Source organism: Pseudomonas brassicacearum, assembly GCF_003732265.1.
Taxonomy (GTDB): domain Bacteria; phylum Pseudomonadota; class Gammaproteobacteria; order Pseudomonadales; family Pseudomonadaceae; genus Aquipseudomonas; species Aquipseudomonas brassicacearum_D.
Genome location: NZ_MOBK01000010.1, coordinates 65109 through 88023, shown reverse-complemented (window position 1 = coordinate 88023; position 22915 = coordinate 65109). Strand labels below are relative to the sequence as shown.

The window sequence follows — 22915 nt, the reverse complement described above, 5'->3', positions numbered from 1 at the left end:
TATATTGGTGCGATAGGGTGCACCGTACCCACATCGCAACCCATTTTGGTTCGAAAGTACCCGTGAAAGCTGGCAGAACGCCACGCAAACGAGCGTCAAACGCCCGTTTCAGGCCTTAATTGCTTCTTTTCGGAGCCTTGGTTTGGTTTTTGCATTTTCCCCGCATCAGCGCTTGTTTCTCGCGCACGCTCCGCTCCAAAAGAGGTCCTGATGACCATTAGCGACGCACTACACCGCTTGCTACTCGACAACCTGACCACCGCCACCATCCTGCTCGACGCCGAACTGCGCCTCGAGTACATGAACCCGGCGGCGGAGATGCTGCTGGCCATCAGCGGCCAGCGCAGTCATGGGCAGTTCATCAGCGAGTTGTTCACCGAATCCACCGAAGCGCTGAATTCCCTGCGCCAGGCGGTCGAGCAAGCGCACCCGTTTACCAAACGCGAAGCGATGCTCACTGCCCTCACCGGCCAGACATTGACCGTCGATTACGCAGTCACGCCGATCCTGGCCAACGGCGCCACCATGCTGTTGCTGGAAGTCCATCCCCGTGACCGCCTGCTGCGGATCACCAAGGAAGAGGCGCAGTTGTCGAAGCAGGAAACCAGCAAGATGCTGGTGCGTGGCCTCGCCCATGAAATCAAGAATCCGCTGGGCGGGATTCGCGGCGCCGCGCAATTGCTCGCCCGCGAACTGCCGGAAGAAAGCCTGCGCGATTACACCAACGTGATCATTGAAGAAGCCGACCGCCTGCGCAACCTCGTCGACCGCATGCTCGGCTCGAACAAATTGCCGTCGCTGGCCATGTGCAACGTCCACGAAGTGCTGGAGCGCGTCTGCCATCTGGTGGAAGCGGAAAGCCAGGGCTGCATCACCTTGGTGCGCGACTACGACCCGAGCATTCCCGACGTGTTGATCGACCGCGAACAAATGATTCAGGCGGTCCTGAACATCGTGCGCAACGCGATGCAGGCCATCAGCAGCCAGAACGAATTGCGCCTGGGCCGCATCAGCCTGCGCACCCGCGCCATGCGCCAGTTCACCATCGGCCACGTGCGCCATCGCTTGGTGACCAAAATCGAAATCATCGACAACGGTCCGGGCATTCCTGCGGAACTGCAGGAAACCATCTTCTTTCCCATGGTCAGCGGTCGCCCCGACGGTACCGGGCTCGGCCTGGCCATTACCCAGAACATCATCAGCCAGCACCAGGGCTTGATCGAATGTGACAGCCACCCAGGCCACACCACTTTCTCGATCTTTCTGCCACTGGAACAAGGAGCCACATCGACATGAGCCGTAGTGAAACCGTGTGGATCGTCGATGACGACCGTTCTATCCGTTGGGTCCTGGAAAAAGCCTTGCAGCAAGAAGGCATGACCACGCAAAGCTTCGACAGCGCCGATGGCGTGATGAGCCGCCTGGCGCGCCAGCAACCGGACGTGATCATCTCTGACATCCGCATGCCGGGCGCCAGCGGCCTGGACCTCCTGGCACGGATTCGCGAACAGCACCCACGGTTGCCGGTCATCATCATGACCGCTCACTCGGATCTGGACAGCGCTGTCGCGTCCTATCAGGGTGGTGCGTTTGAGTACCTGCCCAAGCCGTTCGATGTCGATGAAGCCGTCTCCCTGGTCAAGCGCGCCAATCAGCACGCTCAGGAACAGCAAGGCCTGGAAGTCCCGGTCGCCCTGACCCGCACCCCGGAAATCATCGGTGAAGCACCGGCGATGCAGGAAGTGTTTCGCGCCATCGGGCGCTTGAGCCACTCCAACATCACCGTGCTGATCAACGGCGAATCCGGGACCGGTAAAGAGCTGGTGGCCCACGCCCTGCACCGTCACAGCCCACGAGCGGCCTCGCCGTTCATCGCGTTGAACATGGCGGCGATTCCAAAGGACTTGATGGAGTCCGAGCTGTTCGGCCACGAAAAAGGCGCGTTCACCGGCGCGGCCAACCTGCGTCGCGGTCGTTTTGAACAGGCGGATGGCGGCACGCTGTTCCTGGATGAAATCGGCGACATGCCGGCCGACACCCAGACCCGCTTGCTGCGGGTACTGGCCGACGGCGAGTTCTACCGCGTTGGCGGTCATGTGCCGGTGAAGGTCGATGTGCGAATCATCGCCGCGACTCACCAGAACCTGGAAACCCTGGTGCACGCCGGAAAATTCCGTGAGGACTTGTTCCACCGCCTCAACGTGATCCGCATCCACATTCCGCGCCTGTCGGACCGTCGCGAAGACATCCCGACCCTCGCCAAGCACTTCCTCAGCCGCGCCGCGCAGGAACTCGCGGTGGAACCGAAGCTGCTGAAAAGCGAGACCGAGGAATACCTGAAGAACCTGCCGTGGGGCGGCAACGTCCGTCAGCTGGAGAACACGTGCCGCTGGATCACGGTGATGGCATCGGGTCGCGAAGTGCACATCAGCGACCTGCCGCCTGAGCTGCTGAGCCTGCCGCAGGATTCGGCGCCGGTGACCAACTGGGAACAAGCGCTGCGCCAGTGGGCCGATCAGGCGTTGGCGCGTGGTCAGTCGAGCCTGCTGGACACCGCCGTGCCGGCTTTCGAGCGGATCATGATCGAGACCGCCCTCAAACACACCGCCGGCCGCCGCCGCGATGCTGCAGTCTTGTTGGGTTGGGGGCGTAATACCCTGACGCGCAAGATCAAGGAATTGGGGATGAAGGTGGATGGTGGGGATGATGATGAGGGGGATGAGGGCTAAGCAGCCTTTGGTTATTCTGCATTAGTTACATTCAATCGCAGGCCCGCCTCACGGGCTTTGCGCCAAGCCTGAATTTTGCGGCTGACATAGAACCAATGTGGGAGCGGGCTTGCTCGCGAAGCGGCCATAACAATCAACATCTTCGTTGAGTGTTACACCGCCTTCGCGAGCAAGCCCGCTCCCACATTTAGAACATCATGCACCGTACCAATGCACTGCGACCTGCAATCGCGCACAAAAGCAGCACCAAAACCTCGCCATTTTTCGCAATCGAACCCCTATCGAAAAAACACGAAAGCCCCGGAATACGGGGCTTTCGACGTTTCTGCGCGGATTTCTGTTTCAACTTGTTAAAAACTGGCACGCCCCCTGCAATAGTCCATTCAGTGATTCAGTTCACTACCCGGTTTCGGGGACCTTGGTACAGGCAGGCCGGGGATTCCCCTCTTTACATCGGGCTCACACCGCACAAGCGACGAGCCCACCCGTTTTGGGGCCCTTGATACAGGCAGGTCAGGGGTTCCTTCTTTACACCGGGCTCACGACGCAATGCGTGAGCCCCGCCGTTTTGGGAACCTTGGTACAGGCAGGCCGGGGATTCCCTCTTTTATTGCTCCCGGAGATGGATCTCCAGCCGCCAGCGGTCATCGACCTCGCTACCGGCCCACTCGCCTAGCAGTGGCCGAGCGGCCACCACCGACAGCAACAACCCCCCATCACTCAAACGCACTCGCCAGTTGACGGTTTTATCGTCGAGCCTGAGCTGACCTTTCTGCGCCTTGCCTTCAGCCTCGAACAGCAGCGCGAGACTACCGTCGACAAACTCGCCGTGGCTCTTGGGTTCGTTGTTGAACCACACGACCAGGCCGTCGCTGGTGACCTCCACTTGCTGCAAGACCGTCGGGTCTGGCGCGGTCAGGCGACCGATCATCAGCCCCACCATCATCCCGACAATCGCCAATGAACCGAGCACGCGCGGGAATAGTTTCGAACGAGGGTCCTTTGGCGGCGTAGAATGCCCGTCATCTTTACCTTCGGAGCCGTGCATGTTTCACGTCATCCTTTTTCAACCAGAAATTCCGCCGAATACCGGCAACGTTATCAGGCTGTGCGCCAACAGTGGCTGCCACCTGCATTTGATCGAGCCGCTGGGCTTCGAGATGGACGACAAGCGTCTGCGCCGGGCCGGCCTCGACTACCACGAGTACGCCACCCTGCAACGCCACGCCGACCTCGCCAGCTGCCTGGAGAGCCTTGGCCATCCACGGTTGTTCGCCTTCACCACCAAAGGCTCGCGACCGTTCCACGATGCCAGTTTTGCCGAGGGCGATGCCTTCCTGTTCGGTCCGGAAAGCCGAGGCCTGCCGCCTGAAGTGCTCGACGCCCTGCCCGGCGAACAGCGCTTGCGCTTGCCGATGCGCGAAGGCTGCCGCAGCCTGAACCTGTCCAACACCGTGGCCGTCGCCGTGTACGAAGGCTGGCGTCAGCTCGGTTTCAAATAACACCGCATAACAAATGTGGGAGCGGGCTTGCTCGCGAAGGGGCCATAACATTCAACACCTTCGTTGACTGTTACGCCGCTTTCGCGAGCAAGCCCGCTCCCACATTGGACTTGCGTCGACTCTCAGGACTGCTTACTGAACGGTCGGAGTCTCGCCAGCCGCCTGCATGCGTTGCAGTTCTTGTGCGTACAGCGCGTCGAAGTTCACCGGTGCCAGCATCAGGGCCGGGAACGAACCACGGGTCACCAGGCTGTCCAGGGTTTCGCGAGCGTACGGGAACAGGATGTTCGGGCAGAACGCGCCCAGGGTGTGGCTCATCGAAGCGTCGTCCAGGTTCTTGATCAGGAAGATCCCGGCCTGTTGCACTTCAGCGATGAATGCGACTTCGCCGTTTTCACCGTTCTTCACGGTAACCGACAGGGTCAGCACAACTTCGTAGAAGTCGCTTTCCAGGGGCTTTTGACGGGTGTTCAGATCCAGACCGACGCTCGGCTCCCACTGCTGGCGGAAAATCGCCGGGCTTTTCGGGGCTTCGAAGGACAAGTCACGTACGTAGATGCGCTGCAAGGAGAATTGCGGTGCGGTTTCTTCTTCGCTAGCTGCAGTGTTCTGTTGGTCAGTCATCTCAGATCCTTTCTGATCTTGGGGTCTTATAGGGAAGGTATTCAGGCCTTGAGCATGGCGTCGAGCTTGCCGGCGCGCTCAAGGGCAAACAAATCATCACAACCACCAACATGGGTGCTGCCGATCCAGATCTGCGGCACGGACGTATGTCCGGCTTTCTGAGCCATGGCGGCGCGCACCTGCGGCTTGCCATCGACCTTGATCTCTTCGAAGGCCACGCCTTTGTTCTCGAGCAGGTACTTGGCTCGCGAGCAGTAAGGGCAGTAATCGCTGGAATAGACGACGACGTTGCTCATATCACTTCACCAGCGGCAGGTTGTCGCCCTTCCAGCTGGAAATACCACCGGAGAGCTTGGCGGCGGTGAAGCCGGATTTCATCAGCTCGCGGGCATGGGTACCGGCGGTCTGGCCCAGGGCGTCGACCAGAATGATGGTCTTGGCCTTGTGCTTTTCCAGTTCGCCGATGCGCGCGGTCAGTTTGTCGTGAGGAATGTTCAACGCGCCAACGATGTGACCGGCGGCGAAGTCCTTGTTCGAACGGATGTCGATCACGACGCCTGCGTCCTTGTTGACCAGCCCGGTCAGTTCACCGGTACTCAGGCTACGGCCGCCGCCCTGCATTTGATAGGCAATCAGCGCCGCCAGCAGTACGACGAAGATACCGACAAGAATGTAGTGGTTAGTGGCAAATTCAATCAGGTGAGCAACCATCGAAGGAGGTTCCAGGGCGTTAAAATGTCGGCCAGTATACACAGCCACTATGGTGGGCCAAACCCCGTCCGGCGGTGACGTGGCCGGAACTTCGCTTTAAACTGCGACTCCCTTTTTTCATTGCCCTCTTTTAACTCAGCCACGAGTGGAATCCATGACTACCACGCCTAAACCTTTGGTCCTGATTATTCTCGATGGCTTCGGTCACAGTGAGAGCCCTGAATCCAACGCTATCTTTGCCGCGAAGAAGCCCGTGCTGGACCGTTTGTGGGCCACCGTGCCCAACGGCCTGATCTCCGGCAGCGGCATGGACGTTGGCCTGCCGGACGGTCAGATGGGCAACTCTGAAGTCGGCCACATGAACCTCGGCGCCGGCCGCGTGGTGTATCAGGACTTCACCCGCGTGACCAAATCGATCCGCGACGGTGAGTTCTTCGAGAATCCGACCATCTGCGCGGCGGTGGATAAAGCCGTTGCCGCCGGCAAAGCCGTGCATTTCATGGGCCTGCTGTCCGATGGCGGCGTTCACAGCCACCAGGACCACCTGATCGCCATGGCGGAACTGGCCTACAAGCGCGGCGCTGAAAAAATCTACCTGCACGCCTTCCTCGATGGCCGCGACACCCCGCCGAAAAGCGCCCAGTCGTCCATCGAACTGCTCGACGCGACCTTCCAGGCGCTGGGCAAAGGCCGGATTGCCAGCATCATCGGCCGTTACTTCGCCATGGACCGCGACAACCGTTGGGACCGCGTGTCCCAGGCCTATAACCTGATTGTCGACGGCAACGGCGAGTTCAACGCTGCCACCGCCCAGGAAGGTCTGGAAGCCGCTTACGCCCGTGGCGAGAGCGACGAGTTTGTCAAAGCCACCTCCATCGGCGAGCCGGTCAAGGTCGAAGACGGCGATGCCGTGGTGTTCATGAACTTCCGTGCCGACCGCGCCCGTGAGCTGACTCGCGTGTTCGTCGAAGACGGTTTCAAGGAATTTGAACGCAGCCGTCAGCCGAAACTGGCTGGCTTCGTCATGCTGACCCAATACGCTGCGAGCATTCCTGCGCCATCGGCCTTCGCCGCCGGCAGCCTGGAAAACGTGCTGGGCGATTACCTGGCAAAAAACGGCAAGACGCAACTGCGCATCGCCGAAACCGAGAAATACGCGCACGTGACCTTCTTCTTCTCCGGCGGTCGTGAAGAACCGTTCCCGGGCGAAGAACGCATCCTGATCCCGTCGCCGAAAGTTGCCACCTATGACTTGCAGCCTGAGATGAGCGCCCCGGAAGTCACCGACCGCATCGTCGATGCCATTGAAAACCAGCGTTACGACGTGATCGTGGTCAACTACGCCAACGGCGACATGGTTGGTCACAGCGGCGTGTTTGATGCTGCAGTGAAGGCCGTTGAATGCCTGGACCAGTGCGTCGGCCGCATCGTCGAAGCCCTGGAAAAGGTCGGCGGCGAAGCGTTGATCACTGCCGACCACGGCAACGTCGAGCAAATGGCCGATGAAGCCACCGGCCAGGCGCACACCGCACACACCACCGAGCCTGTGCCGTTCATCTATGTCGGCAAGCGTGACCTCAAGGTCCGCGAAGGCGGCGTGCTGGCGGATGTGGCGCCGACCATGCTGATGCTGATGGGCCTGGAAAAACCGGCGGAAATGACCGGGACATCGATTCTGGTGTAGATCGTTCAAACGCCTTGAATCCCTGTGGGAGCGGGCTTGCTCGCGAATGCGGTGTATCAGTCAACATCAACGTTGCCTGACACACCGCATTCGCGAGCAAGCCCGCTCCCACATTGGTTTTGCGGTGTTTTTCGTTCCAGTTATCACACAGCCCCAATTGGGCATTTTTTTTGCCACGCTTGGCGGGCATACTAGGCCGTCCCTTTCCCTGGTGTCGCCCGCCTCTATGCTCCGCGTCCTGATAGCCCTTGCACTGACTTGCCTGCTCCAACCGGCTTTTGCTGACGAGCGCGAGCAAACCCAACAACAGTTGGACGCCACGCGTCAGGACATTGCCGAGCTGAAAAAACTGCTGGGCAAGCTCCAGGAAGAAAAATCCGGTGTGCAGAAAGAGCTCAAAGGCACCGAGACCGAAATGGGCAAGCTCGAGAAGCAGGTCGATGCCCTGCAAAAAGAGCTGAAGAAAAGCGAATCCGAGCTGCAGCGACTCGATGCAGAGAAAAAAAAACTCCAGAGCGCGCGCACTGAACAGCAACGACTGATCGCCATTCAGGCCCGAGCGGCCTATCAGAACGGCCGTCAGGAGTACCTGAAGCTGCTGCTGAACCAGCAGAACCCGGAAAAATTCGCCCGTACCCTCACCTACTACGACTACCTGAGCCAGGCCCGCCTGGAGCAGCTGAAGAATTTCAACGAAACCCTGCGCCAACTGACCAATGTCGAAAAAGACATTGACGCCCAACAGGCGCAGTTGCTGGTGCAGAAAAGCAGCCTCGACACCCAGCGAGATGAGCTCGACAAAGTCCGCAAGGAACGCCAACAGGTCCTGGCCAAGCTCAGCGACGACGTAAAGGCCCGCGACCAGAAACTGGCATCCCGCGAGCAAGATCAGGCAGACCTGTCTAAAGTCCTTAAAACCATTGAAGAAACCTTGGCTCGCCAGGCCCGAGAGGCAGAAGAAGCGCGGCAAAAAGCGCTGATCGCCCAGCAGGAAGCCGAAAAAAAGCGTTTACGTGAGGCCCAGGCGGCTGCAGACGCAGAAACCACCGACGCCCCACGCAAACCGGTCAGATCGACACCCGGCGCGCTGGTTTCAAGTTCAGGCGAGACCTTTGGCGGCCCTTTCGCGTCAACTCGGGGAAAACTTCCCTGGCCAGTTGATGGTCGACTGTTGGCACGCTTCGGTGAATCCCGTGGCGACGATGCCCGCACCAAGTGGGACGGCGTGATGATCAGCGCCTCCGCCGGCAGCCAGGTGCATGCCGTGCATGGCGGTCGCGTGGTGTTTGCCGACTGGTTGCGTGGTGCCGGGCTGCTGGTGATTCTCGACCACGGCAACGGTTTTTTGAGTCTTTATGGTCACAACCAGACGCTGCTCAAGTCTGCGGGTGACGTGGTAAAAGCCGGTGAGTCCATTTCCACTGTCGGTAACAGCGGCGGGCAGGACACACCAGCACTGTATTTCGCAATTCGTCAGCAGGGTCACCCGAGTGATCCGGCGCAATGGTGTCGCGCGCAAGGATAAGCACGCTACCTAATTTCAGGAGTTCGTTAGACATGCTGCATTTGTCCCGCCTTACCTCGCTGGCCCTGACGATCGCCCTGGTGATCGGCGCGCCTCTGGCGTTCGCCGCTCAACCGGCCCCGGCAGTCGCGCCTGCGGGCACTGCCGCGACGACCAAGGCACCGTTGCCACTGGAAGAATTGCGCACCTTTGCCGAGGTCATGGACCGGATCAAGGCTGCCTATGTAGAACCGGTGGACGACAAGACCCTGCTGGAAAACGCCATCAAAGGCATGCTCAGCAACCTCGATCCGCACTCCGCCTACCTCGGGCCGGAAGACTTCGCCGAGTTGCAGGAAAGCACCAGCGGTGAATTCGGTGGCCTGGGCATCGAAGTCGGCGCCGAAGACGGTTTCATCAAGGTGGTTTCGCCGATCGATGACACGCCCGCCTCCAAGGCAGGCATCCAGGCCGGCGACTTCATCGTCAAGATCAACGGCCAGCCGACTCGCGGCCAGAGCATGACCGAAGCCGTGGACAAGATGCGCGGCAAGATCGGCCAGAAAATCACCCTGACCCTGGTGCGCGATGGCGGTACGCCGTTCGACGTCACCCTGGCCCGCGCGATTATTCAAGTGAAGAGCGTGAAGTCGCAGTTGCTGGAATCCGGCTACGGCTACATCCGCATCACGCAGTTCCAGGTCAAGACCGGCGAAGAGGTCTCCCAGGCCCTGGCCAAACTGCGCAAGGAAAACGGCAAGAAGCTCAACGGCATCATCCTCGACCTGCGTAACAACCCGGGTGGCGTGCTGCAGTCCGCAGTGGAAGTGGTCGATCACTTCATCAAGAAGGGCCTGATCGTCTACACCAAAGGCCGTATCGCCAATTCCGAGCTGCGCTTCTCCGCGACCGGCAAGGACGAAAGCGAAGCCGTGCCAATGGTCGTGCTGATCAACGGCGGCAGTGCCTCGGCGTCCGAGATTGTGGCCGGTGCCTTGCAGGATCAGAAGCGCGCGGTGCTGATGGGCACCACCAGCTTCGGCAAGGGCTCGGTGCAAACCGTGCTGCCGCTGAACAACGACCGCGCGCTGAAGATCACGACTGCGTTGTACTTCACGCCGAACGGCCGCTCGATTCAGGCCCAGGGCATCGTGCCGGACATCGAAGTGCGCAAGGCCAAGATCACCAACGAGCAGGACAGCGAGTACTTCAAGGAAGCCGACCTGCAAGGTCACCTGGGCAATGGCAACGGCGGCGCCGACAAGCCGACCAGCTCCGGCGGCAAACCCAAGGTCATGCCGCAGGATGATGATTACCAGTTGGCCCAGGCCTTGAGCCTGCTCAAAGGGTTGAGCATCACGTCCGGCCGCTGAGATGTTCCAGCGGTTTATCCTGGGTTTATTGCTCTGCCTGACGGGTGTTGCTCACGCAGCCCCCGTCGAGACGGCCCCTCAAAAAGCTTATCTCAGCCTGATCATCGATGACCTGGGGCAGAACCTGCCCCGGGATCGTCGCGTGCTGGCCCTGCCCGGCCCGGTAACCACGGCGATCATGCCCGACACGCCCCACGCCACCGAGTTTGCCCGCGAAGCCCATCGCGCCGGCAAGATCGTCATCCTGCACATGCCCATGGACCCGGCCACCGGCCCGTTTGCCTGGCACCCGGACTTGTCCATTGAAGAACTTGAGAAGCGCCTGGGCGCGGCCTTCAAGGTCGTGCCCTACACCGCGGGCATCAACAACCACATGGGCAGCCGCATGACCGCACAACAACCGGCCATGGCCTGGTTGATGGCGCACTTGCAGCAACGCCACAAATTTTTCGTCGACAGCCGTACCAGCGCGCAAACCGTCGCTGCTGCCGAAGCTCAGAAGATTGGATTGGCGAGTGTTTCGCGGGATGTGTTTCTGGATGATGAGCGCACCGAAGCGGCGATCTCCACGCAGCTACAGACGGCGATCAGTCTGGCGCGCAAGCAGGGTTCGGCGGTGATGATCGGGCATCCGTATCCGCAGACACTGGCGGTGCTGGAACGCGAGATGCCAAAGTTGAAGGCTCAGGGGATTGAGTGGATTGATATCAAGCAGATGATCAGCGTGCGGGGTAACCGCGCAACGGCAGCCCATGGCAAGGATGGCGTCTACCGGTAATCCGCTACGCCAATAAACCCTGTGGGAGCGAGCCTGCTCGCGAAAGCGGTATGCCAGGCAACGATGATGTTGACCGACACTCCCTCTTCGCGAGCAGGCTCGCTCCCACAGTTGGTTTTGTGCATGCGTGAAGGTTCGGTGTTGAGCCTTACAGGTACCGCGCCATGATCTCGTCCACCTTGCCTTCCTTGCGCAGTTGATCCAGCGCGGCCTGAAGCTTGGTGACCATCTCGTCCGGCACGTCTTTGTTCAACGCCAGGTACAGCTCGGCGCTGTTGAAGCGCAGCACGGTTTTCAGACCATTCACCCCTTCCTGCCGCGCCAGGTACCGCCCGGCCGGATCACCCGTGGCCCACAAGTCGATCTGGCCGTTGACCAGCTTCTTCGCATTGTCCTGATCGCGCAGCACAACGATCGGATTCAACCCTTGCTTGCCCAGCGTCTCGGCAATCGCATCACCTTTGTACGCGCCAATCTTGTATTTGCGCGCGTCATCCAGCGTCTCAAGGCTGATTTTGCTGTCAGCCTTGGCCAGCATGATCCAGTCATCCGGACCAATCGGGCCGACCCACTTGAAGAGCTTTTCGCGGTCGGGCAAACGCGCCATCACGAACACGCCGTAACCGGGTTTTTCCAGCGCGAGTTTGTAGATTCGTTCCCAAGGGAAACGTAGCGTCAGGCTGTAGGTGATGTCGGCACGTTTGAACATCTCGCGGACGATGTCCACGGCGATGCCGTTGATGTTCTCGTCTTGAGCGAAGTTTTTGCCGTTCTTCGCCATGTTGTACGGCGGGAAATTTTCCGTCAGCAACACCAGATCGGTGTCGGGACTTTCTTCAGCGTGGACTCCATTGATGAGCAACAGAGAAGCGCTGGCGAGGACAAGAAGCAGGCGTTTGATCATGTCGGGCTACCGAAATCCGTGGCGTGCCCAAGAGTGCCTTGAGCCCGACACACTGTCTACTGGCCTTTTGATAACAGCCTTATGCAGATCGTTAAAATAATGGGTGTCACCGTCAGTGCGGTAGATAGTTACCGCACTCCAACCCGCCACAACTGATTAATTGCCAACACCGGCGACAGGCCGTTTTTTATATTAATCAGAGACAACGCTCTATGAATTCGATTCCCTTACTTCTTGCCAGCGCTGTGTGCTCACTGTGCACTCCGAGCTTTGCAAACGGCAGCGATTATGGCGAAGGCCTGCTGAATCTGACGCCTTCCGTAGTCCTTGAAAACACTGACGGCTCTCGCGACCACTGGCAAGGCATCGGGCGCCTGACCACCGGCTCAGGGAACTGTACCGCGACCCTCCTGGATACACGCGATGAACTCGAGCAGCCTGGAACTCCTGCTTACGTGCTCACTGCGGGCCACTGCATCGAATTGACCAATGGCAACATCGTCACAGACAGACCGGTTACCGGCAGCCTCACATTCAACTATTTCACTGACAGCACCGCGTTCAAGAGCTATCCGCTGAAGACGACGACATGGCGAAGCATTCAAGGCGTTGATATGGCCATAGTCGAACTGGATGTCAGCCTTCAGGAGCTCATCGATAATGGAATACAGCCATTAACACTGGCGCGTGAAACACCAGCGGACGGGACCGACGTATTGATCGTCGGGGCGCCAAAAGGCTTTGATCAAACCACGTTGCGGATGTCGGCCTGTACTCTGCAACCGGCGCAGGAAATAGTTGAAGGCGCCTGGGTATGGCGCAACACGTTCATGACACGCTGTCAGGACATCAGGGGAGGCGGATCAGGAAGCCCGCTACTGGATCGCTCCTCCAATGAGATCGTTGGAGTGATCGGGACAGGAAATTTTGATGAAGGCCTTGTTCCATGTCGCGAGCATGCTCCTTGCACACCCGCTGGAGAGGCTTATCAGGCAATACCGGGAAATGTATACGGCAATCCGACGGCATTTCTCAACGGATGCTTCTTGGAAGGTCGGATCGCAAAAAACCCGCCGTCGTCCTGCCAACTCTTCCCGGCGTTCACCATCGACACTGACGCTATCACGCTGGAAAGTTACCAACGGGTCAAACATCAGGATGACGGCTCAATTGCCATTCCGACCTGGAACTATCGATTCTCTATAAGCACCGATTTCTATCGCCATAAAACCGTGCGCAAGGCAATGGAGTGCGAGAGCCCTCATCACTACAGCGATGTTGAGGGCTCAGCGAATGCCTTCATCAATTCCGAAATAGGGAGTGAACCCGGACACTATTTTCTGTGCATTCTCGGATTAGATTCTGCGACGCAAAAACCCGAATCGGGACTTCTGAAAAATGCACTGTCTTTGCCAGTCGAGATACTGGACAACAAGCCAACCACCCCGCCTGATCTGTCGATCATCACCGAAGTTTTTGTGACCCTGGCGAAAGCAGAAGAGCCGCACAGGACCTATTCGATAAAATATGGTCCCGCCGCAACGACGGACTGCAATCAACCTGACAAATACAGGAACGACGTGGAGATGGATTTCTTCGTTCCAAGCGACGATCTTCCGGGCAAGCTCTGTTCTATTGCCTACGACAAGTCGGGGCAGGCATCAGCGCCGAGGGTCGACTTGTTGGGCTATGCGACAGACACTCACGAAGCGGCAACTCCCACGGCTGAAGTTGCCAACTGACATCGGCCCGGAGGATTTTTCCGGACGCGTTATCGCATCACGATCCCGCGGTGCGCCATGTAGGCCTTGGCTTCCTGAACGGTGTATTCGCCGAAGTGGAAAATACTCGCCGCCAACACCGCGCTGGCGTGGCCTTCGAGGATGCCGTCGGCCAAGTGCTGCAGGTTGCCGACACCGCCAGAGGCGATCACCGGAATGCCCAGCGCGTCGCTGATGGCGCGCGTCACGCCCAGGTCGAAGCCGTTTTTCATGCCGTCCTGGTCCATGCTGGTCAGCAGGATTTCGCCGGCGCCGAGGCCTTCCATTTTCTTCGCCCATTCAACGGCGTCGAGGCCGGTAGGCTTGCGGCCACCGTGAGTGAAGATTTCCCAGCGCGGGGTTTCGCCAGGTCCCGAGACTTTCTTCGCATCGATGGCAACGACGATGCACTGCGAACCGAAATGCTGAGCCGCCTCGCCCACAAACTCCGGATTGAACACCGCAGCGGTGTTGATCGAGACCTTGTCCGCGCCGGCATTCAGCAAGTTGCGAATGTCCTGCACGGTGCGCACGCCACCGCCCACGGTCAGCGGGATGAACACCTGGCTGGCCATGCGCTCGACGGTATGCAGCGTGGTGTCACGACCGTCAACGCTGGCCGTGATATCGAGAAAGGTAATCTCGTCGGCACCCTGCTCGTCGTAACGACGGGCAATTTCCACCGGGTCACCGGCGTCGCGAATGTTCTCGAACTTCACACCTTTGACGACCCGGCCGTTATCCACGTCCAGGCAAGGGATGATGCGTTTGGCCAGCGCCATGGTCAGTCCTCAGCCTTTGTACGAATCGCAGAAAGCTTGCGCTTCAGCGACGTCGAGGGTGCCTTCGTAGATCGCCCGGCCGGTGATCGCGCCGATGATGCCTGGCGCCTTGGCGTCGAGCAGCGACTTGATGTCACCGAGGTTGTGAATACCACCGGACGCGATCACCGGAATGCGCGTGGCAGCGGCCAGCGCGGCGGTGAACGGTACGTTGCAGCCCTGCATCATGCCGTCTTTGGCGATGTCGGTATAAACGATCGCGGACACGCCGTCGGCTTCGAATTGCTTGGCCAGGTCGATCACCTGAACGGTGCTGATTTCAGCCCAGCCGTCGGTGGCGACAAAACCATCCTTGGCATCCAGGCCGACAATCACCTTGCCCGGGAACGCGCGGCACGCTTCGGCGACGAAGGCCGGATCTTTCACGGCTTTGGTGCCGATGATCACGTAGCTCACGCCGGCCTTGACGTAGTGCTCGATGGTTTCCAGGGAACGGATACCGCCGCCGATCTGGATCGGCAGGTTCGGATAACGCTTGGCAATCGCGGTGACCACTTCGCCATTGACTGGCTGGCCTTCGAAAGCGCCGTTCAGGTCGACCAGATGCAGACGACGGCAACCGCCCTCCACCCACTTGGCAGCCATGCTCACCGGGTCATCGGAGAACACTGTGGAATCTTCCATGCGGCCCTGGCGCAGACGAACACAGGCACCGTCTTTGAGATCGATAGCGGGAATAATCAGCATCTGGCAAACCTTCAAATTCGAGTATTCAGCTTCGCTCGGAAATCAGTTTTTCTCGAGCGCCCACAAGTCGCTTTCGATGCTTTCGAACCTCTCTTTGAGGTGCGTCTGCACATCGAAAATCGCCCTGTTGTAATAGTGCGGAGCAATTTCACGGGTAAACAGCTCAAGGATTTCGGCCGCTTCGAACGAACCCAGGTCCAGTTCGAAGCGATCCTCCATGAAGCGTTTGATCTTCTGGTTGGCCTCGTTCTCCTGTTCAGGAGTGAGGGTCAGGATCGGTGGCTTCTTCTTGACGGCCATTTACCAGCGACCATCCCACGCGGCGAAGTTCTGCAGCAACTGCAGGCCATGGGTATGGCTCTTCTCCGGGTGGAACTGCACGGCGAAACGCGAGCCATCGGCCAGCGCCGCGGCGAAATCGACACCGTAGTGACCGCCACCGACCACCTGCCGCGCATTGCCGGCGGCGATGTAGTAGCTGTGCACGAAGTAGAAACGCGCCAGGTCCGGAATGTCGTGCCACAGCGGGTGACTCACCTTCTGCTTCACTTCGTTCCAGCCCATGTGCGGGACTTTCAGGTGTTCGCCGTCTTCATGCAGGTCTTTGCCGAAGAACTTCACCGCGCCCGGGAACAGGCCGATGCAGTCGACGCCGTCGTTCTCTTCACTGCTGTCGAGCAAGGCTTGCATGCCCACGCAGATGCCGAGGAACGGGCGGTCCTGGCTGACTTCACGCACCAGCGAATCGAAGCCCAGGCGACGAATCTCCGCCATGCAATCGCGAATCGCGCCCACACCGGGAAAAACCACCCGGTCGGCTTCGCGAATCACATCGGCATCGCTTGTGATCAGGACCTTGCCGGCACCGACGTGCTCGAGGGCCTTGGCCACCGAGTGCAGGTTGCCCATGCCGTAATCGATAACCGCGACCGTCTGCATTACAGAACGCCTTTGGTCGACGGCATCTGACCGGCCATGCGGTCATCGAGCTCGACGGCCATGCGCAGGGCGCGGCCGAAAGCCTTGAACACGGTTTCGATCTGGTGGTGGGTGTTGGTGCCACGCAGGTTGTCGATGTGCAGGCTGACCAGCGCGTGGTTGACGAAGCCCTGGAAAAATTCCTGGAACAGGTCAACGTCGAAACCGCCAACGGTGGCACGGGTATACGGAACATGCATCTGCAGGCCCGGGCGGCCGGAGAAGTCGATCACCACGCGCGACAGCGCTTCATCGAGCGGCACGTAGGCGTGGCCGTAGCGACGGATGCCTTTCTTGTCGCCGATGGCTTTGGCAAAGGCCTGACCCAAAGTGATACCGACGTCTTCCACGGTGTGGTGGTCGTCGATATGCAGGTCGCCCTTGCTGACAATATCCAGGTCGATCAGCCCGTGACGGGCGATCTGGTCCAGCATGTGCTCAAGAAAAGGAACACCGATATCAAATCGGGCCTTTCCGGTGCCATCCAGGTTGATCGAGGCTTTGATCTGGGTTTCCAGAGTGTCGCGCTCGACTGACGCCTTACGTTCGGCCATCACCAGCTCCGCAAAATCATTGGGCGAAAAAGGCAGCCATTATAGGCACGCGGGGCCGAAACAGAAACACGAGAGGTGATATGGCTGACGGATAGAACCCCGCGCTGTCGGGGATAGACATGTCCATACAAGCCAGCAAAACACGGATGCTGTGCCTTGTGGAGACCAAATGTGGGAGCGGGCTTGCTCGCGAAAGCGGTGTGTCAGGCAACATTGATGTCGACTGATACTCCTTCTTCGCGAGCAAGCCCGCTCCCACAGGGTTTTTGCGTTAGTGGAAGAGGACTGCCGTTTTCTGCAGAGTCACCCAAACACCCCACGCCAGCGGAATACCCACCACCAGCCACGCAGCGATCGCCAGCGGCTTGCTGCCCGGCGCTGCTTTCCACTCCAGCACGGTGCTGCTGTCAGCACCTTTGTCGTGGCCCAGCGCCTGTTCGGCAGCCAGTTCAGCGTCGGTCATGAAGTACTTGTCAGCCACCGGGCGCACCAGCAGGTTGCACAGGAAACCCAGCACCAGCAGGCCGGCGAGGATGTACAAGGTGATGTCGTAAGCGGCGGCACGTTCAACGCCGATGCTCAGCTGATACTCACGCAGGTAGTTCACCAACACCGGACCCAACACGCCCGCCGCTGCCCATGCCGTCAGTAGACGACCGTGGATCGCGCCGACCATTTGCGTACCGAACAGGTCCGCCAGATAGGCCGGGACCGTCGCAAAACCACCGCCGTACATCGACAGGATGATGCAGAACGCCGCCACGAACAGCGCAACGCTGCCCAGATGACCAAGGTTCGGAATCAGTCCATATAGGGCAAAGCCCAGGGCGAAGAACACGAAGTAGGTGTTTTTGCGACCCAGGTAGTCCGAGAACGAGGCCCAGAAGAACCGGCCGCCGATGTTGAACAGGCTCAGCAAACCGGTGAAGCCGGCAGCAATCGCCGCAATCGAAGCCAGTTGCCCGGCGTCGAGCTGACCGAATGGCAGGTCCACACCGATCAATTTACCGCCGAACACTTCCTGCAACAGCGGCGACGCCATGCCAAGAATGCCGATACCGGCGGATACGTTCAGGCACAGGACCAGCCACACCAGACGGAACTGTGGGGTTTTCCACGCCACATTCACGTGAACGTGACGGTGAGTGATCATCGCATTCGAGGCTTTTTTCGCCGGAGCGGTCCAGCCCTCAGGCTTCCAGCCGGTTGGCGGAACGCGGTAGGACAGTGCGCCACCGATCATGAACACGAAGTAGATCGCAGCCATCACCAGGAAGCTCTGCCAAACGCCCACGCTTTCTGCCGAAGCAAAATGGCCCATCAGCGCTGCAGCCAGCGGAGCACCGACCATTGCGCCACCACCGAAGCCCATGATCGCCATGCCGGTCGCCATGCCGCGCTTGTCCGGGAACCACTTGATCAACGTCGACACCGGCGAGATGTAGCCCAACCCCAGACCGATACCGCCAATGACCCCGGAGCCGACCCACATCAGCCAGATCTGGTGGGTATAGATCCCCAGCGCAGAAATCAGCAGACCACCGCACCAGCACAATGCCGATACAACGCCAGCCTTGCGCGGCCCGGCGTGTTCCAGCCAGCCGCCCCAGATCGCTGCCGAGCAGCCGAGGAAGATGAAGAACAGGGTGTAGATCCAGCCGAGCATCGAGATCGGCCAGTCGCATTGCGACGAGAAAACTTGCGAGATAAAGCTCATGTCCGGCGCACAAGCCACCGGTTTGGTCACGCCCAAGGCTTTGGACAGTGGCAACCAGAACACCGAAAAGCCGTAGGCCATGCCGATGCAAAGGTGGATGGCCAGCGCGGCCGGTGGTACCAGCCAGCGGTTGAAACCGGGCTTGGCGATGATCCGTTCCTTGGACAGGAACGCAGGCTGGCCGGCGTTGAGGCCGTCCGCCGTGATGCTCGTAGTCATTGTGTATCCCCCAATTATTAGTAGGGTTCGCCAGCCACTCCCCACCCCCGGCCTTTATGCGCACGCATGACCGTTTTGTTGGGTGAAGTGCCTTTTTGTGCGACATCGGGTCGCAGCGGGACGGACGAACGGGCAAAGGTTACCATTTGCACGTGACAGAAAAACCAAACTGATATCACCTTTTGTAAGTCATCTGTTCTCGTACCTCTTTAAGGAGACGCCATGCCGATCATTGTCGAACCGCTGAACGAGGTCACTTATCAGGATCAGCAGGATCTGCAAAAAATTTACCGCGACGCTCCAGACTGGCTATACGCCCCGTTTTCCGGGGATGTGCAGCTGATCGAAAGCTGTTTGCGGGACGGTTCGTTGATCGCCGGACGCTTCAATGATCGACTGCTGGGCGCAGCCCGCTTGCAACGGCACCAGGGCGTTTGGCACTTGTCCCAACTTTGCGTACGAAAAATTACCCGTCGTCGTGGCGTCGCCGAGCGTCTGGTGAACGAAGCGCAGAAAATGGCCTCTGAATCGGGCGCCACCCTGCGCCTGCTGGCTCCCGCCGGGCATCTTGAAGCTCAGGCGCTGGCGGCCAAGCTGAAACTGCCGCTGGATGTACTGCCCGCGTGATCGCCTGACCGGTCGTCCGCTTTGGAGCGCTATACTCCCCGGCTAAATTCGAATTCGACTAACTACAAGGACTCGCCCATGAAAGCGTTCGGCAAAATCCTGGGTCTGGTGCTTCTCGGGCTGTTGCTGATCATTGTGGCGCTGGGCTTTGCCCTGACCCACCTCTTCGATCCCAACGACTATAAAGACGAGATTCGCCAGATTGCCCGCGACAAGGCCCACATCGAGCTGACGCTCAATGGCGACATCGGCTGGAGCCTGTTCCCGTGGCTGGGCCTGGAGTTGCACGACGCCAGTGTCGCGACCCTGGTCAAACCGACGGAGCCGTTCGCCGACCTGCAGATGCTTGGCTTGTCAGTGCGCGTGTTGCCGCTGCTGCGCCGCGAAGTGCAAATGAGCGATGTCCGCGTCGAAGGCCTGAACCTGCGCCTGACCCGCGACAAGGACGGCCATGGCAACTGGCAGGACGTCGGCAAGGTCCCGGCCCCAGCCACTCCGGCCACGCCCCCTGCGACGCCTGGCGAACCTGCCCCGGAAACCACCGTTCAAGTGGAAAAACCGCCCCAGCCTGCTCGCCTGGACATCGACAGCCTCACCGTCAACAACGCCCGCGTTGAGTACAACGACGAGAAAACGGGCAAGCAGTTCAGCGCCGAGAGCATTCAACTCAGCACCGGCCCGGTCCACGACTCAACCAATATCCCCGTCAAACTCACCGCGTTCCTCGGCACCAACCAACCGGTTCTGCGAGTGCGCACCGAGCTCAACGGCGAGCTGCGTTTCGAACGCGCCTTGCAGCGCTACAAGTTTGAAGACATGAAACTGTCCGGCGAAGTCGCGGGTGATCCGCTGCAGGGCAAGACCATGACCTTCGCGGCGCAAGGGCAATTGTTGCTGGATAAAGCGGCGAACGTCGCCGAATGGACCGGCATCAAGGTCTCCGCCAACCAACTGCGCGCACTGGGTGAACTCAAGGTCAACGACCTCGACAAGACCCCACAGATCAGTGGCGGTATTTCGATTGCCCAATTCGACCTGGCGAAATTTGTCGACAGCATCGGCCAGACACTGCCGGCGATGGCCGAAGGCAGCCTGAGCAAAGTCGAACTGGTCAGCCGTGTGGCCGGCACGCCGACCAGCGTGTCGTTCGACAACATCAACCTGAAAATCGACGACAGCACCTTCAGCGGCCGTATCGCTGTCGAAGACTTTGCCAAGCAGTCGCTGCGCGCAGCCCTCAAGGCGGACACGTTCAACGTCGATCGATATCTGCCACCCAAGTCCGCCGAAGCCAACAGCGCGACACAAGTGCGTCAGGCCGAAGTTGCCAGCACCGAGGCCGACGCCATGGCCGGCGCCGGCAGCACACCACTGCCGGAGTCGCCGACCAAGACAGCGTGGAGCACCGAACGCCTGCTGCCGGTCGAGCGCTTGAGCAAACTCGACGTGGACGCCGACCTGACCTTTGGCCAGTTGACCCTCGACAAGCTGCCGATCAACAACGCAGCGCTCAAGGCCTCCGGCCAGGGCGGCCTGCTGACCCTGGAGAACCTGCGCGGCGATCTGTACGAGGGCAACTTCGAAGCCAAGGGCACCCTCGATGTGCGCCAGCAGGTTCCAGCACTGAACATGCAGACGCGCATCAGCAAAGTGCCGGTGGAAAAAATCCTCGAAAGCCAAGGCAAAAATCCGCCGGTCAAAGGTCTGGTGACGCTTAACAGTGCGCTGACCGGCAGCGGTAACAGCCAGAAAGCGTTGATCGACAGCCTCAACGGCACCGCCAGTTTCATCATCAACAACGGCGTGCTGCTCAATGCCAACCTTGAGCAACAGCTGTGCAAAGGCATCGCCACCCTGAACCGCAAATCCCTCAGCGGCGAGCCACGGGGCAAGGACACACCGTTCCAGGAACTCAAGGGCAACCTGACCTTCCGTAACGGCGTGGCCAGCAACCCGGACCTGAAAGTGCGCATCCCGGGCATGACCGTGAATGGCGACGGCGACGTCGATCTGCGCGTGCTGGGCATGGATTACCGCGTGGGCATCATCGTCGAAGGCGACACCAGCGCCATGCCGGACCCGGCTTGCCAGGTCGGCGACAAGTTTGTCGGTGTCGAGTGGCCGTTGCGTTGCCGGGGTCCGCTGGAACTCGGCGCCAAGGCCTGCCGTCTGGATAACGAACGCATGGGTCAGGTCGCGAGCAAAATGGCCGGCGACAAGATCAGCGAAAAAATCGACGAGAAGCTGGGCGACAAGGTCAGTCCTGAACTGAAAAACGCATTGAAGGGGCTGTTCAAGCGATGAGATCCGAGCAGTTTTCAACGGCGGTGCTGGATTGGTACGACCGCCACGGCCGCCACGATTTGCCTTGGCAACAGGGCATCACGCCCTATCGGGTGTGGGTCTCGGAAATCATGCTGCAGCAAACCCAGGTCAGCACCGTGTTGAATTACTTTGACCGTTTCATGGCTTCGTTGCCGACGGTCGAAGCCCTGGCCGCGGCGCCGGAAGACGAAGTGCTGCACCTGTGGACCGGCCTGGGTTACTACACCCGCGCACGCAATCTGCAGAAGACCGCGAAAATTGTCGTCGCTGAATACGGTGGCGAGTTTCCCCGCGACGTTGAAAAACTGGTTGAGCTGCCGGGCATCGGCTTGTCGACAGCGGGCGCCATCGCCAGCCTGAGCATGGGCTTGCGGGCGCCAATCCTCGACGGCAACGTCAAACGCGTCCTGGCGCGCTTTACCGCGCAAGAGGGTTACCCCGGGGAGCCGAAGGTCGCCAAACAGCTGTGGGCGAACGCTGAGCGCTTTACGCCGCATGATCGGGTCAACGCCTACACCCAGGCGATGATGGATCTGGGCGCCACGCTGTGTACGCGCAGCAAGCCGAGCTGCCTGCTCTGCCCGCTGGAAAAGGGCTGCGAAGCGCACATGCTCGGCCTGGAAACCCGCTACCCCATCCCCAAACCGCGCAAAACCGTGCCACAGAAGCGCACGCTGATGCCGATGCTCGCCAATGGCAAAGGCGCGATTCTGCTTTACCGGCGGCCTTCCACGGGCTTGTGGGGCGGTCTCTGGAGTTTGCCGGAGCTCGATGACCTCGACGACCTGCAACATCTGGCCGCGCAGCACTCACTGGAACTGGGCAGCCAACAGGCGCTGCCGAGCCTGGTGCACACCTTCAGCCACTTTCAGTTGTCCATCGAACCCTGGCTGGTTCAGGTCCAGGAGGCCGGCCATCACGTGGCCGAGGCCGACTGGCTCTGGTATAACCTCGCCACCCCGCCGCGCCTGGGCCTTGCCGCCCCGGTCAAAACCTTGCTCGAACGCGCGGCCGCCGTATTGAACGCAGGAGAATTGTCATGACCCGCACCATCATGTGCCGCAAGTACAAAGAAGAATTGCCCGCCCTCGAACGCGCTCCCTTCCCGGGCGCAAAAGGCCAGGACATTTTTGACCACGTCTCGGCCAAGGCCTGGGCCGACTGGCAAAAGCACCAGACCCTGCTGATCAACGAAAAACGCCTGAACATGATGAACGCCGAAGACCGCAAATATCTTCAGGGCGAGATGGACAAGTACTTCTCCGGCGAGGAATACGCCAAGGCTGACGGCTACGTGCCGCCGGCTGAATAATCCCGATTTCTCGGGGGTCGGATCGTAAGCGACGGTAATAATTAAATTTTTTTTGAAAACTTTCTTGACGACCCCCTGAAAAACC

Annotated in this window: 23 protein-coding genes; 12 read left to right on the top strand and 11 right to left on the bottom strand. The window is 59.7% G+C overall.

Annotated features, from left to right (window positions below):
- Nucleotides 1-210 precede the first annotated feature (210 nt).
- Nucleotides 211-1296 carry a nitrogen regulation protein NR(II) gene (gene glnL, locus BK660_RS24405; RefSeq protein WP_008024908.1) on the top strand — a complete coding sequence of 362 codons (1086 nt, stop codon included), beginning with the start codon at nucleotides 211-213 and terminating at the stop codon, nucleotides 1294-1296.
- Nucleotides 1293-2729: a nitrogen regulation protein NR(I) gene (gene ntrC / locus BK660_RS24400; RefSeq protein WP_027922162.1), complete on the top strand. Its 1437-nt coding sequence runs from the start codon at nucleotides 1293-1295 to the stop codon at nucleotides 2727-2729. The genes glnL and ntrC overlap by 4 nt, the downstream gene beginning before the upstream one ends.
- A 607-nt stretch (nucleotides 2730-3336) precedes the next feature.
- On the opposite strand, the gene BK660_RS24395 is transcribed toward ntrC, so the two are convergent.
- Complete coding sequence (locus BK660_RS24395; RefSeq protein WP_123435450.1) at nucleotides 3337-3777, bottom strand: hypothetical protein; 441 nt, start codon at nucleotides 3775-3777, stop codon at nucleotides 3337-3339.
- On the opposite strand from BK660_RS24395, the gene BK660_RS24390 reads away from it, so the two are divergent.
- Nucleotides 3776-4231 (top strand): tRNA (cytidine(34)-2'-O)-methyltransferase, encoded by a 456-nt coding sequence (locus BK660_RS24390; RefSeq protein WP_123435449.1) that lies wholly within the window; start codon nucleotides 3776-3778, stop codon nucleotides 4229-4231. The genes BK660_RS24395 and BK660_RS24390 overlap by 2 nt on opposite strands.
- 132 nt (nucleotides 4232-4363) lie before the next feature.
- Here the strand turns inward: BK660_RS24390 and secB are convergent, their stop codons facing one another.
- The 3 genes from secB to BK660_RS24375 are packed head-to-tail and all read right to left on the bottom strand — an operon-like array spanning nucleotide 4364 to nucleotide 5566.
- A complete protein-coding gene (secB, locus tag BK660_RS24385) occupies nucleotides 4364-4855 on the bottom strand; it encodes a protein-export chaperone SecB (RefSeq protein ID WP_077432292.1) in 492 nt (163 codons plus the stop codon).
- Nucleotides 4856-4896: 41 nt separating this feature from the next.
- Nucleotides 4897-5151, bottom strand: coding sequence for a glutaredoxin 3 (gene grxC, locus BK660_RS24380; RefSeq protein WP_123435448.1), 255 nt, complete (start codon nucleotides 5149-5151; stop codon nucleotides 4897-4899).
- 1 nt (nucleotide 5152) lies between these two features.
- The gene (locus tag BK660_RS24375; RefSeq protein WP_027922167.1) at nucleotides 5153-5566 is read right to left on the bottom strand and encodes a rhodanese-like domain-containing protein; all 414 of its coding nucleotides are present in this window, start codon (nucleotides 5564-5566) and stop codon (nucleotides 5153-5155) included.
- A 154-nt stretch (nucleotides 5567-5720) separates the two neighbouring features.
- Here BK660_RS24375 and gpmI point away from each other — a divergent pair, with 154 nt between their 5' ends.
- The 4 genes from gpmI (at nucleotide 5721) to BK660_RS24350 (ending at nucleotide 10905) form a co-directional block, all read left to right on the top strand.
- Nucleotides 5721-7250 carry a 2,3-bisphosphoglycerate-independent phosphoglycerate mutase gene (gene gpmI / locus BK660_RS24370; RefSeq protein WP_123435447.1) on the top strand — a complete coding sequence of 510 codons (1530 nt, stop codon included), beginning with the start codon at nucleotides 5721-5723 and terminating at the stop codon, nucleotides 7248-7250.
- Between the two features lie 226 nt (nucleotides 7251-7476).
- On the top strand, nucleotides 7477-8775 hold the full coding sequence (locus tag BK660_RS24360; RefSeq protein WP_123435446.1) for a murein hydrolase activator EnvC family protein: 1299 nt from the start codon (nucleotides 7477-7479) through the stop codon (nucleotides 8773-8775).
- A 32-nt stretch (nucleotides 8776-8807) separates the two neighbouring features.
- Nucleotides 8808-10127 carry a S41 family peptidase gene (locus tag BK660_RS24355; RefSeq protein ID WP_123435445.1) on the top strand — a complete coding sequence of 440 codons (1320 nt, stop codon included), beginning with the start codon at nucleotides 8808-8810 and terminating at the stop codon, nucleotides 10125-10127.
- A 1-nt stretch (nucleotide 10128) separates the two neighbouring features.
- Nucleotides 10129-10905 (top strand): divergent polysaccharide deacetylase family protein, encoded by a 777-nt coding sequence (locus BK660_RS24350; RefSeq protein ID WP_123435444.1) that lies wholly within the window; start codon nucleotides 10129-10131, stop codon nucleotides 10903-10905.
- A gap of 148 nt (nucleotides 10906-11053) precedes the next feature.
- Here the strand turns inward: BK660_RS24350 and BK660_RS24345 are convergent, their stop codons facing one another.
- Nucleotides 11054-11809: a substrate-binding periplasmic protein gene (locus tag BK660_RS24345; protein ID WP_123435443.1), complete on the bottom strand. Its 756-nt coding sequence runs from the start codon at nucleotides 11807-11809 to the stop codon at nucleotides 11054-11056.
- 212 nt (nucleotides 11810-12021) lie between these two features.
- Here BK660_RS24345 and BK660_RS24340 point away from each other — a divergent pair, with 212 nt between their 5' ends.
- The gene (locus tag BK660_RS24340) at nucleotides 12022-13551 is read left to right on the top strand and encodes a trypsin-like serine peptidase (protein ID WP_123435442.1); all 1530 of its coding nucleotides are present in this window, start codon (nucleotides 12022-12024) and stop codon (nucleotides 13549-13551) included.
- 29 nt (nucleotides 13552-13580) lie between these two features.
- Here BK660_RS24340 and hisF read toward each other — a convergent pair whose 3' ends face one another.
- The 6 genes from hisF to BK660_RS24310 form a co-directional block, all read right to left on the bottom strand.
- A complete protein-coding gene (gene hisF, locus BK660_RS24335; RefSeq protein ID WP_007897430.1) occupies nucleotides 13581-14351 on the bottom strand; it encodes an imidazole glycerol phosphate synthase subunit HisF in 771 nt (256 codons plus the stop codon).
- A 9-nt stretch (nucleotides 14352-14360) separates the two neighbouring features.
- Nucleotides 14361-15098: a 1-(5-phosphoribosyl)-5-[(5-phosphoribosylamino)methylideneamino]imidazole-4-carboxamide isomerase gene (gene hisA, locus BK660_RS24330; protein ID WP_017336056.1), complete on the bottom strand. Its 738-nt coding sequence runs from the start codon at nucleotides 15096-15098 to the stop codon at nucleotides 14361-14363.
- 42 nt (nucleotides 15099-15140) lie between these two features.
- On the bottom strand, nucleotides 15141-15398 hold the full coding sequence (locus BK660_RS24325; protein WP_050682512.1) for a DUF2164 domain-containing protein: 258 nt from the start codon (nucleotides 15396-15398) through the stop codon (nucleotides 15141-15143).
- Entirely contained in the window at nucleotides 15399-16037 is a 639-nt protein-coding gene (gene hisH / locus BK660_RS24320; RefSeq protein WP_059181795.1) for an imidazole glycerol phosphate synthase subunit HisH, read from the bottom strand.
- Nucleotides 16037-16630 carry an imidazoleglycerol-phosphate dehydratase HisB gene (gene hisB, locus BK660_RS24315; RefSeq protein ID WP_003218037.1) on the bottom strand — a complete coding sequence of 198 codons (594 nt, stop codon included), beginning with the start codon at nucleotides 16628-16630 and terminating at the stop codon, nucleotides 16037-16039. The genes hisH and hisB overlap by 1 nt, the downstream gene beginning before the upstream one ends.
- A 271-nt stretch (nucleotides 16631-16901) precedes the next feature.
- On the bottom strand, nucleotides 16902-18566 hold the full coding sequence (locus BK660_RS24310; protein WP_123435441.1) for an OFA family MFS transporter: 1665 nt from the start codon (nucleotides 18564-18566) through the stop codon (nucleotides 16902-16904).
- A gap of 222 nt (nucleotides 18567-18788) precedes the next feature.
- Between BK660_RS24310 and BK660_RS24305 the strand changes: the two genes are divergently transcribed.
- The 4 genes from BK660_RS24305 (at nucleotide 18789) to BK660_RS24290 (ending at nucleotide 22830) form a co-directional block, all read left to right on the top strand.
- Entirely contained in the window at nucleotides 18789-19193 is a 405-nt protein-coding gene (locus BK660_RS24305; RefSeq protein WP_123435440.1) for an acetyl-CoA sensor PanZ family protein, read from the top strand.
- Nucleotides 19194-19271: 78 nt separating this feature from the next.
- Entirely contained in the window at nucleotides 19272-21497 is a 2226-nt protein-coding gene (locus BK660_RS24300; protein ID WP_123435439.1) for an AsmA family protein, read from the top strand.
- A complete protein-coding gene (gene mutY, locus BK660_RS24295; protein ID WP_123435438.1) occupies nucleotides 21494-22561 on the top strand; it encodes an A/G-specific adenine glycosylase in 1068 nt (355 codons plus the stop codon). The genes BK660_RS24300 and mutY overlap by 4 nt, the downstream gene beginning before the upstream one ends.
- Nucleotides 22558-22830, top strand: a complete 273-nt coding sequence (locus tag BK660_RS24290) for an oxidative damage protection protein (RefSeq protein ID WP_010464608.1) — start codon at nucleotides 22558-22560, stop codon at nucleotides 22828-22830. Before mutY ends, BK660_RS24290 begins: the two co-directional genes overlap by 4 nt.
- Nucleotides 22831-22915: the final 85 nt, after the last annotated feature.

Excerpts from the sequence above, each read along its gene's own strand:
- mutY (WP_123435438.1), top strand. The coding sequence starts at position 21,494 with ATGAGATCCGAGCAGTTTTCAACGGCGGTGCTGGATTGGTACGACCGC.
- BK660_RS24355 (WP_123435445.1), top strand. The coding sequence starts at position 8,808 with ATGCTGCATTTGTCCCGCCTTACCTCGCTGGCCCTGACGATCGCCCTG.
- hisB (WP_003218037.1), bottom strand. The coding sequence starts at position 16,630 with ATGGCCGAACGTAAGGCGTCAGTCGAGCGCGACACTCTGGAAACCCAG.
- BK660_RS24305 (WP_123435440.1), top strand. The coding sequence starts at position 18,789 with ATGCCGATCATTGTCGAACCGCTGAACGAGGTCACTTATCAGGATCAG.
- glnL (WP_008024908.1), top strand. The coding sequence starts at position 211 with ATGACCATTAGCGACGCACTACACCGCTTGCTACTCGACAACCTGACC.
- BK660_RS24340 (WP_123435442.1), top strand. The coding sequence starts at position 12,022 with ATGAATTCGATTCCCTTACTTCTTGCCAGCGCTGTGTGCTCACTGTGC.
- BK660_RS24395 (WP_123435450.1), bottom strand. The coding sequence starts at position 3,777 with ATGCACGGCTCCGAAGGTAAAGATGACGGGCATTCTACGCCGCCAAAG.
- gpmI (WP_123435447.1), top strand. The coding sequence starts at position 5,721 with ATGACTACCACGCCTAAACCTTTGGTCCTGATTATTCTCGATGGCTTC.
- BK660_RS24360 (WP_123435446.1), top strand. The coding sequence starts at position 7,477 with ATGCTCCGCGTCCTGATAGCCCTTGCACTGACTTGCCTGCTCCAACCG.
- BK660_RS24350 (WP_123435444.1), top strand. The coding sequence starts at position 10,129 with ATGTTCCAGCGGTTTATCCTGGGTTTATTGCTCTGCCTGACGGGTGTT.
- BK660_RS24325 (WP_050682512.1), bottom strand. The coding sequence starts at position 15,398 with ATGGCCGTCAAGAAGAAGCCACCGATCCTGACCCTCACTCCTGAACAG.
- BK660_RS24375 (WP_027922167.1), bottom strand. The coding sequence starts at position 5,566 with ATGGTTGCTCACCTGATTGAATTTGCCACTAACCACTACATTCTTGTC.
- hisA (WP_017336056.1), bottom strand. The coding sequence starts at position 15,098 with ATGCTGATTATTCCCGCTATCGATCTCAAAGACGGTGCCTGTGTTCGT.
- BK660_RS24300 (WP_123435439.1), top strand. The coding sequence starts at position 19,272 with ATGAAAGCGTTCGGCAAAATCCTGGGTCTGGTGCTTCTCGGGCTGTTG.
- hisF (WP_007897430.1), bottom strand. The coding sequence starts at position 14,351 with ATGGCGCTGGCCAAACGCATCATCCCTTGCCTGGACGTGGATAACGGC.
- BK660_RS24290 (WP_010464608.1), top strand. The coding sequence starts at position 22,558 with ATGACCCGCACCATCATGTGCCGCAAGTACAAAGAAGAATTGCCCGCC.
- ntrC (WP_027922162.1), top strand. The coding sequence starts at position 1,293 with ATGAGCCGTAGTGAAACCGTGTGGATCGTCGATGACGACCGTTCTATC.
- grxC (WP_123435448.1), bottom strand. The coding sequence starts at position 5,151 with ATGAGCAACGTCGTCGTCTATTCCAGCGATTACTGCCCTTACTGCTCG.
- BK660_RS24345 (WP_123435443.1), bottom strand. The coding sequence starts at position 11,809 with ATGATCAAACGCCTGCTTCTTGTCCTCGCCAGCGCTTCTCTGTTGCTC.
- secB (WP_077432292.1), bottom strand. The coding sequence starts at position 4,855 with ATGACTGACCAACAGAACACTGCAGCTAGCGAAGAAGAAACCGCACCG.
- BK660_RS24390 (WP_123435449.1), top strand. The coding sequence starts at position 3,776 with ATGTTTCACGTCATCCTTTTTCAACCAGAAATTCCGCCGAATACCGGC.
- BK660_RS24310 (WP_123435441.1), bottom strand. The coding sequence starts at position 18,566 with ATGACTACGAGCATCACGGCGGACGGCCTCAACGCCGGCCAGCCTGCG.
- hisH (WP_059181795.1), bottom strand. The coding sequence starts at position 16,037 with ATGCAGACGGTCGCGGTTATCGATTACGGCATGGGCAACCTGCACTCG.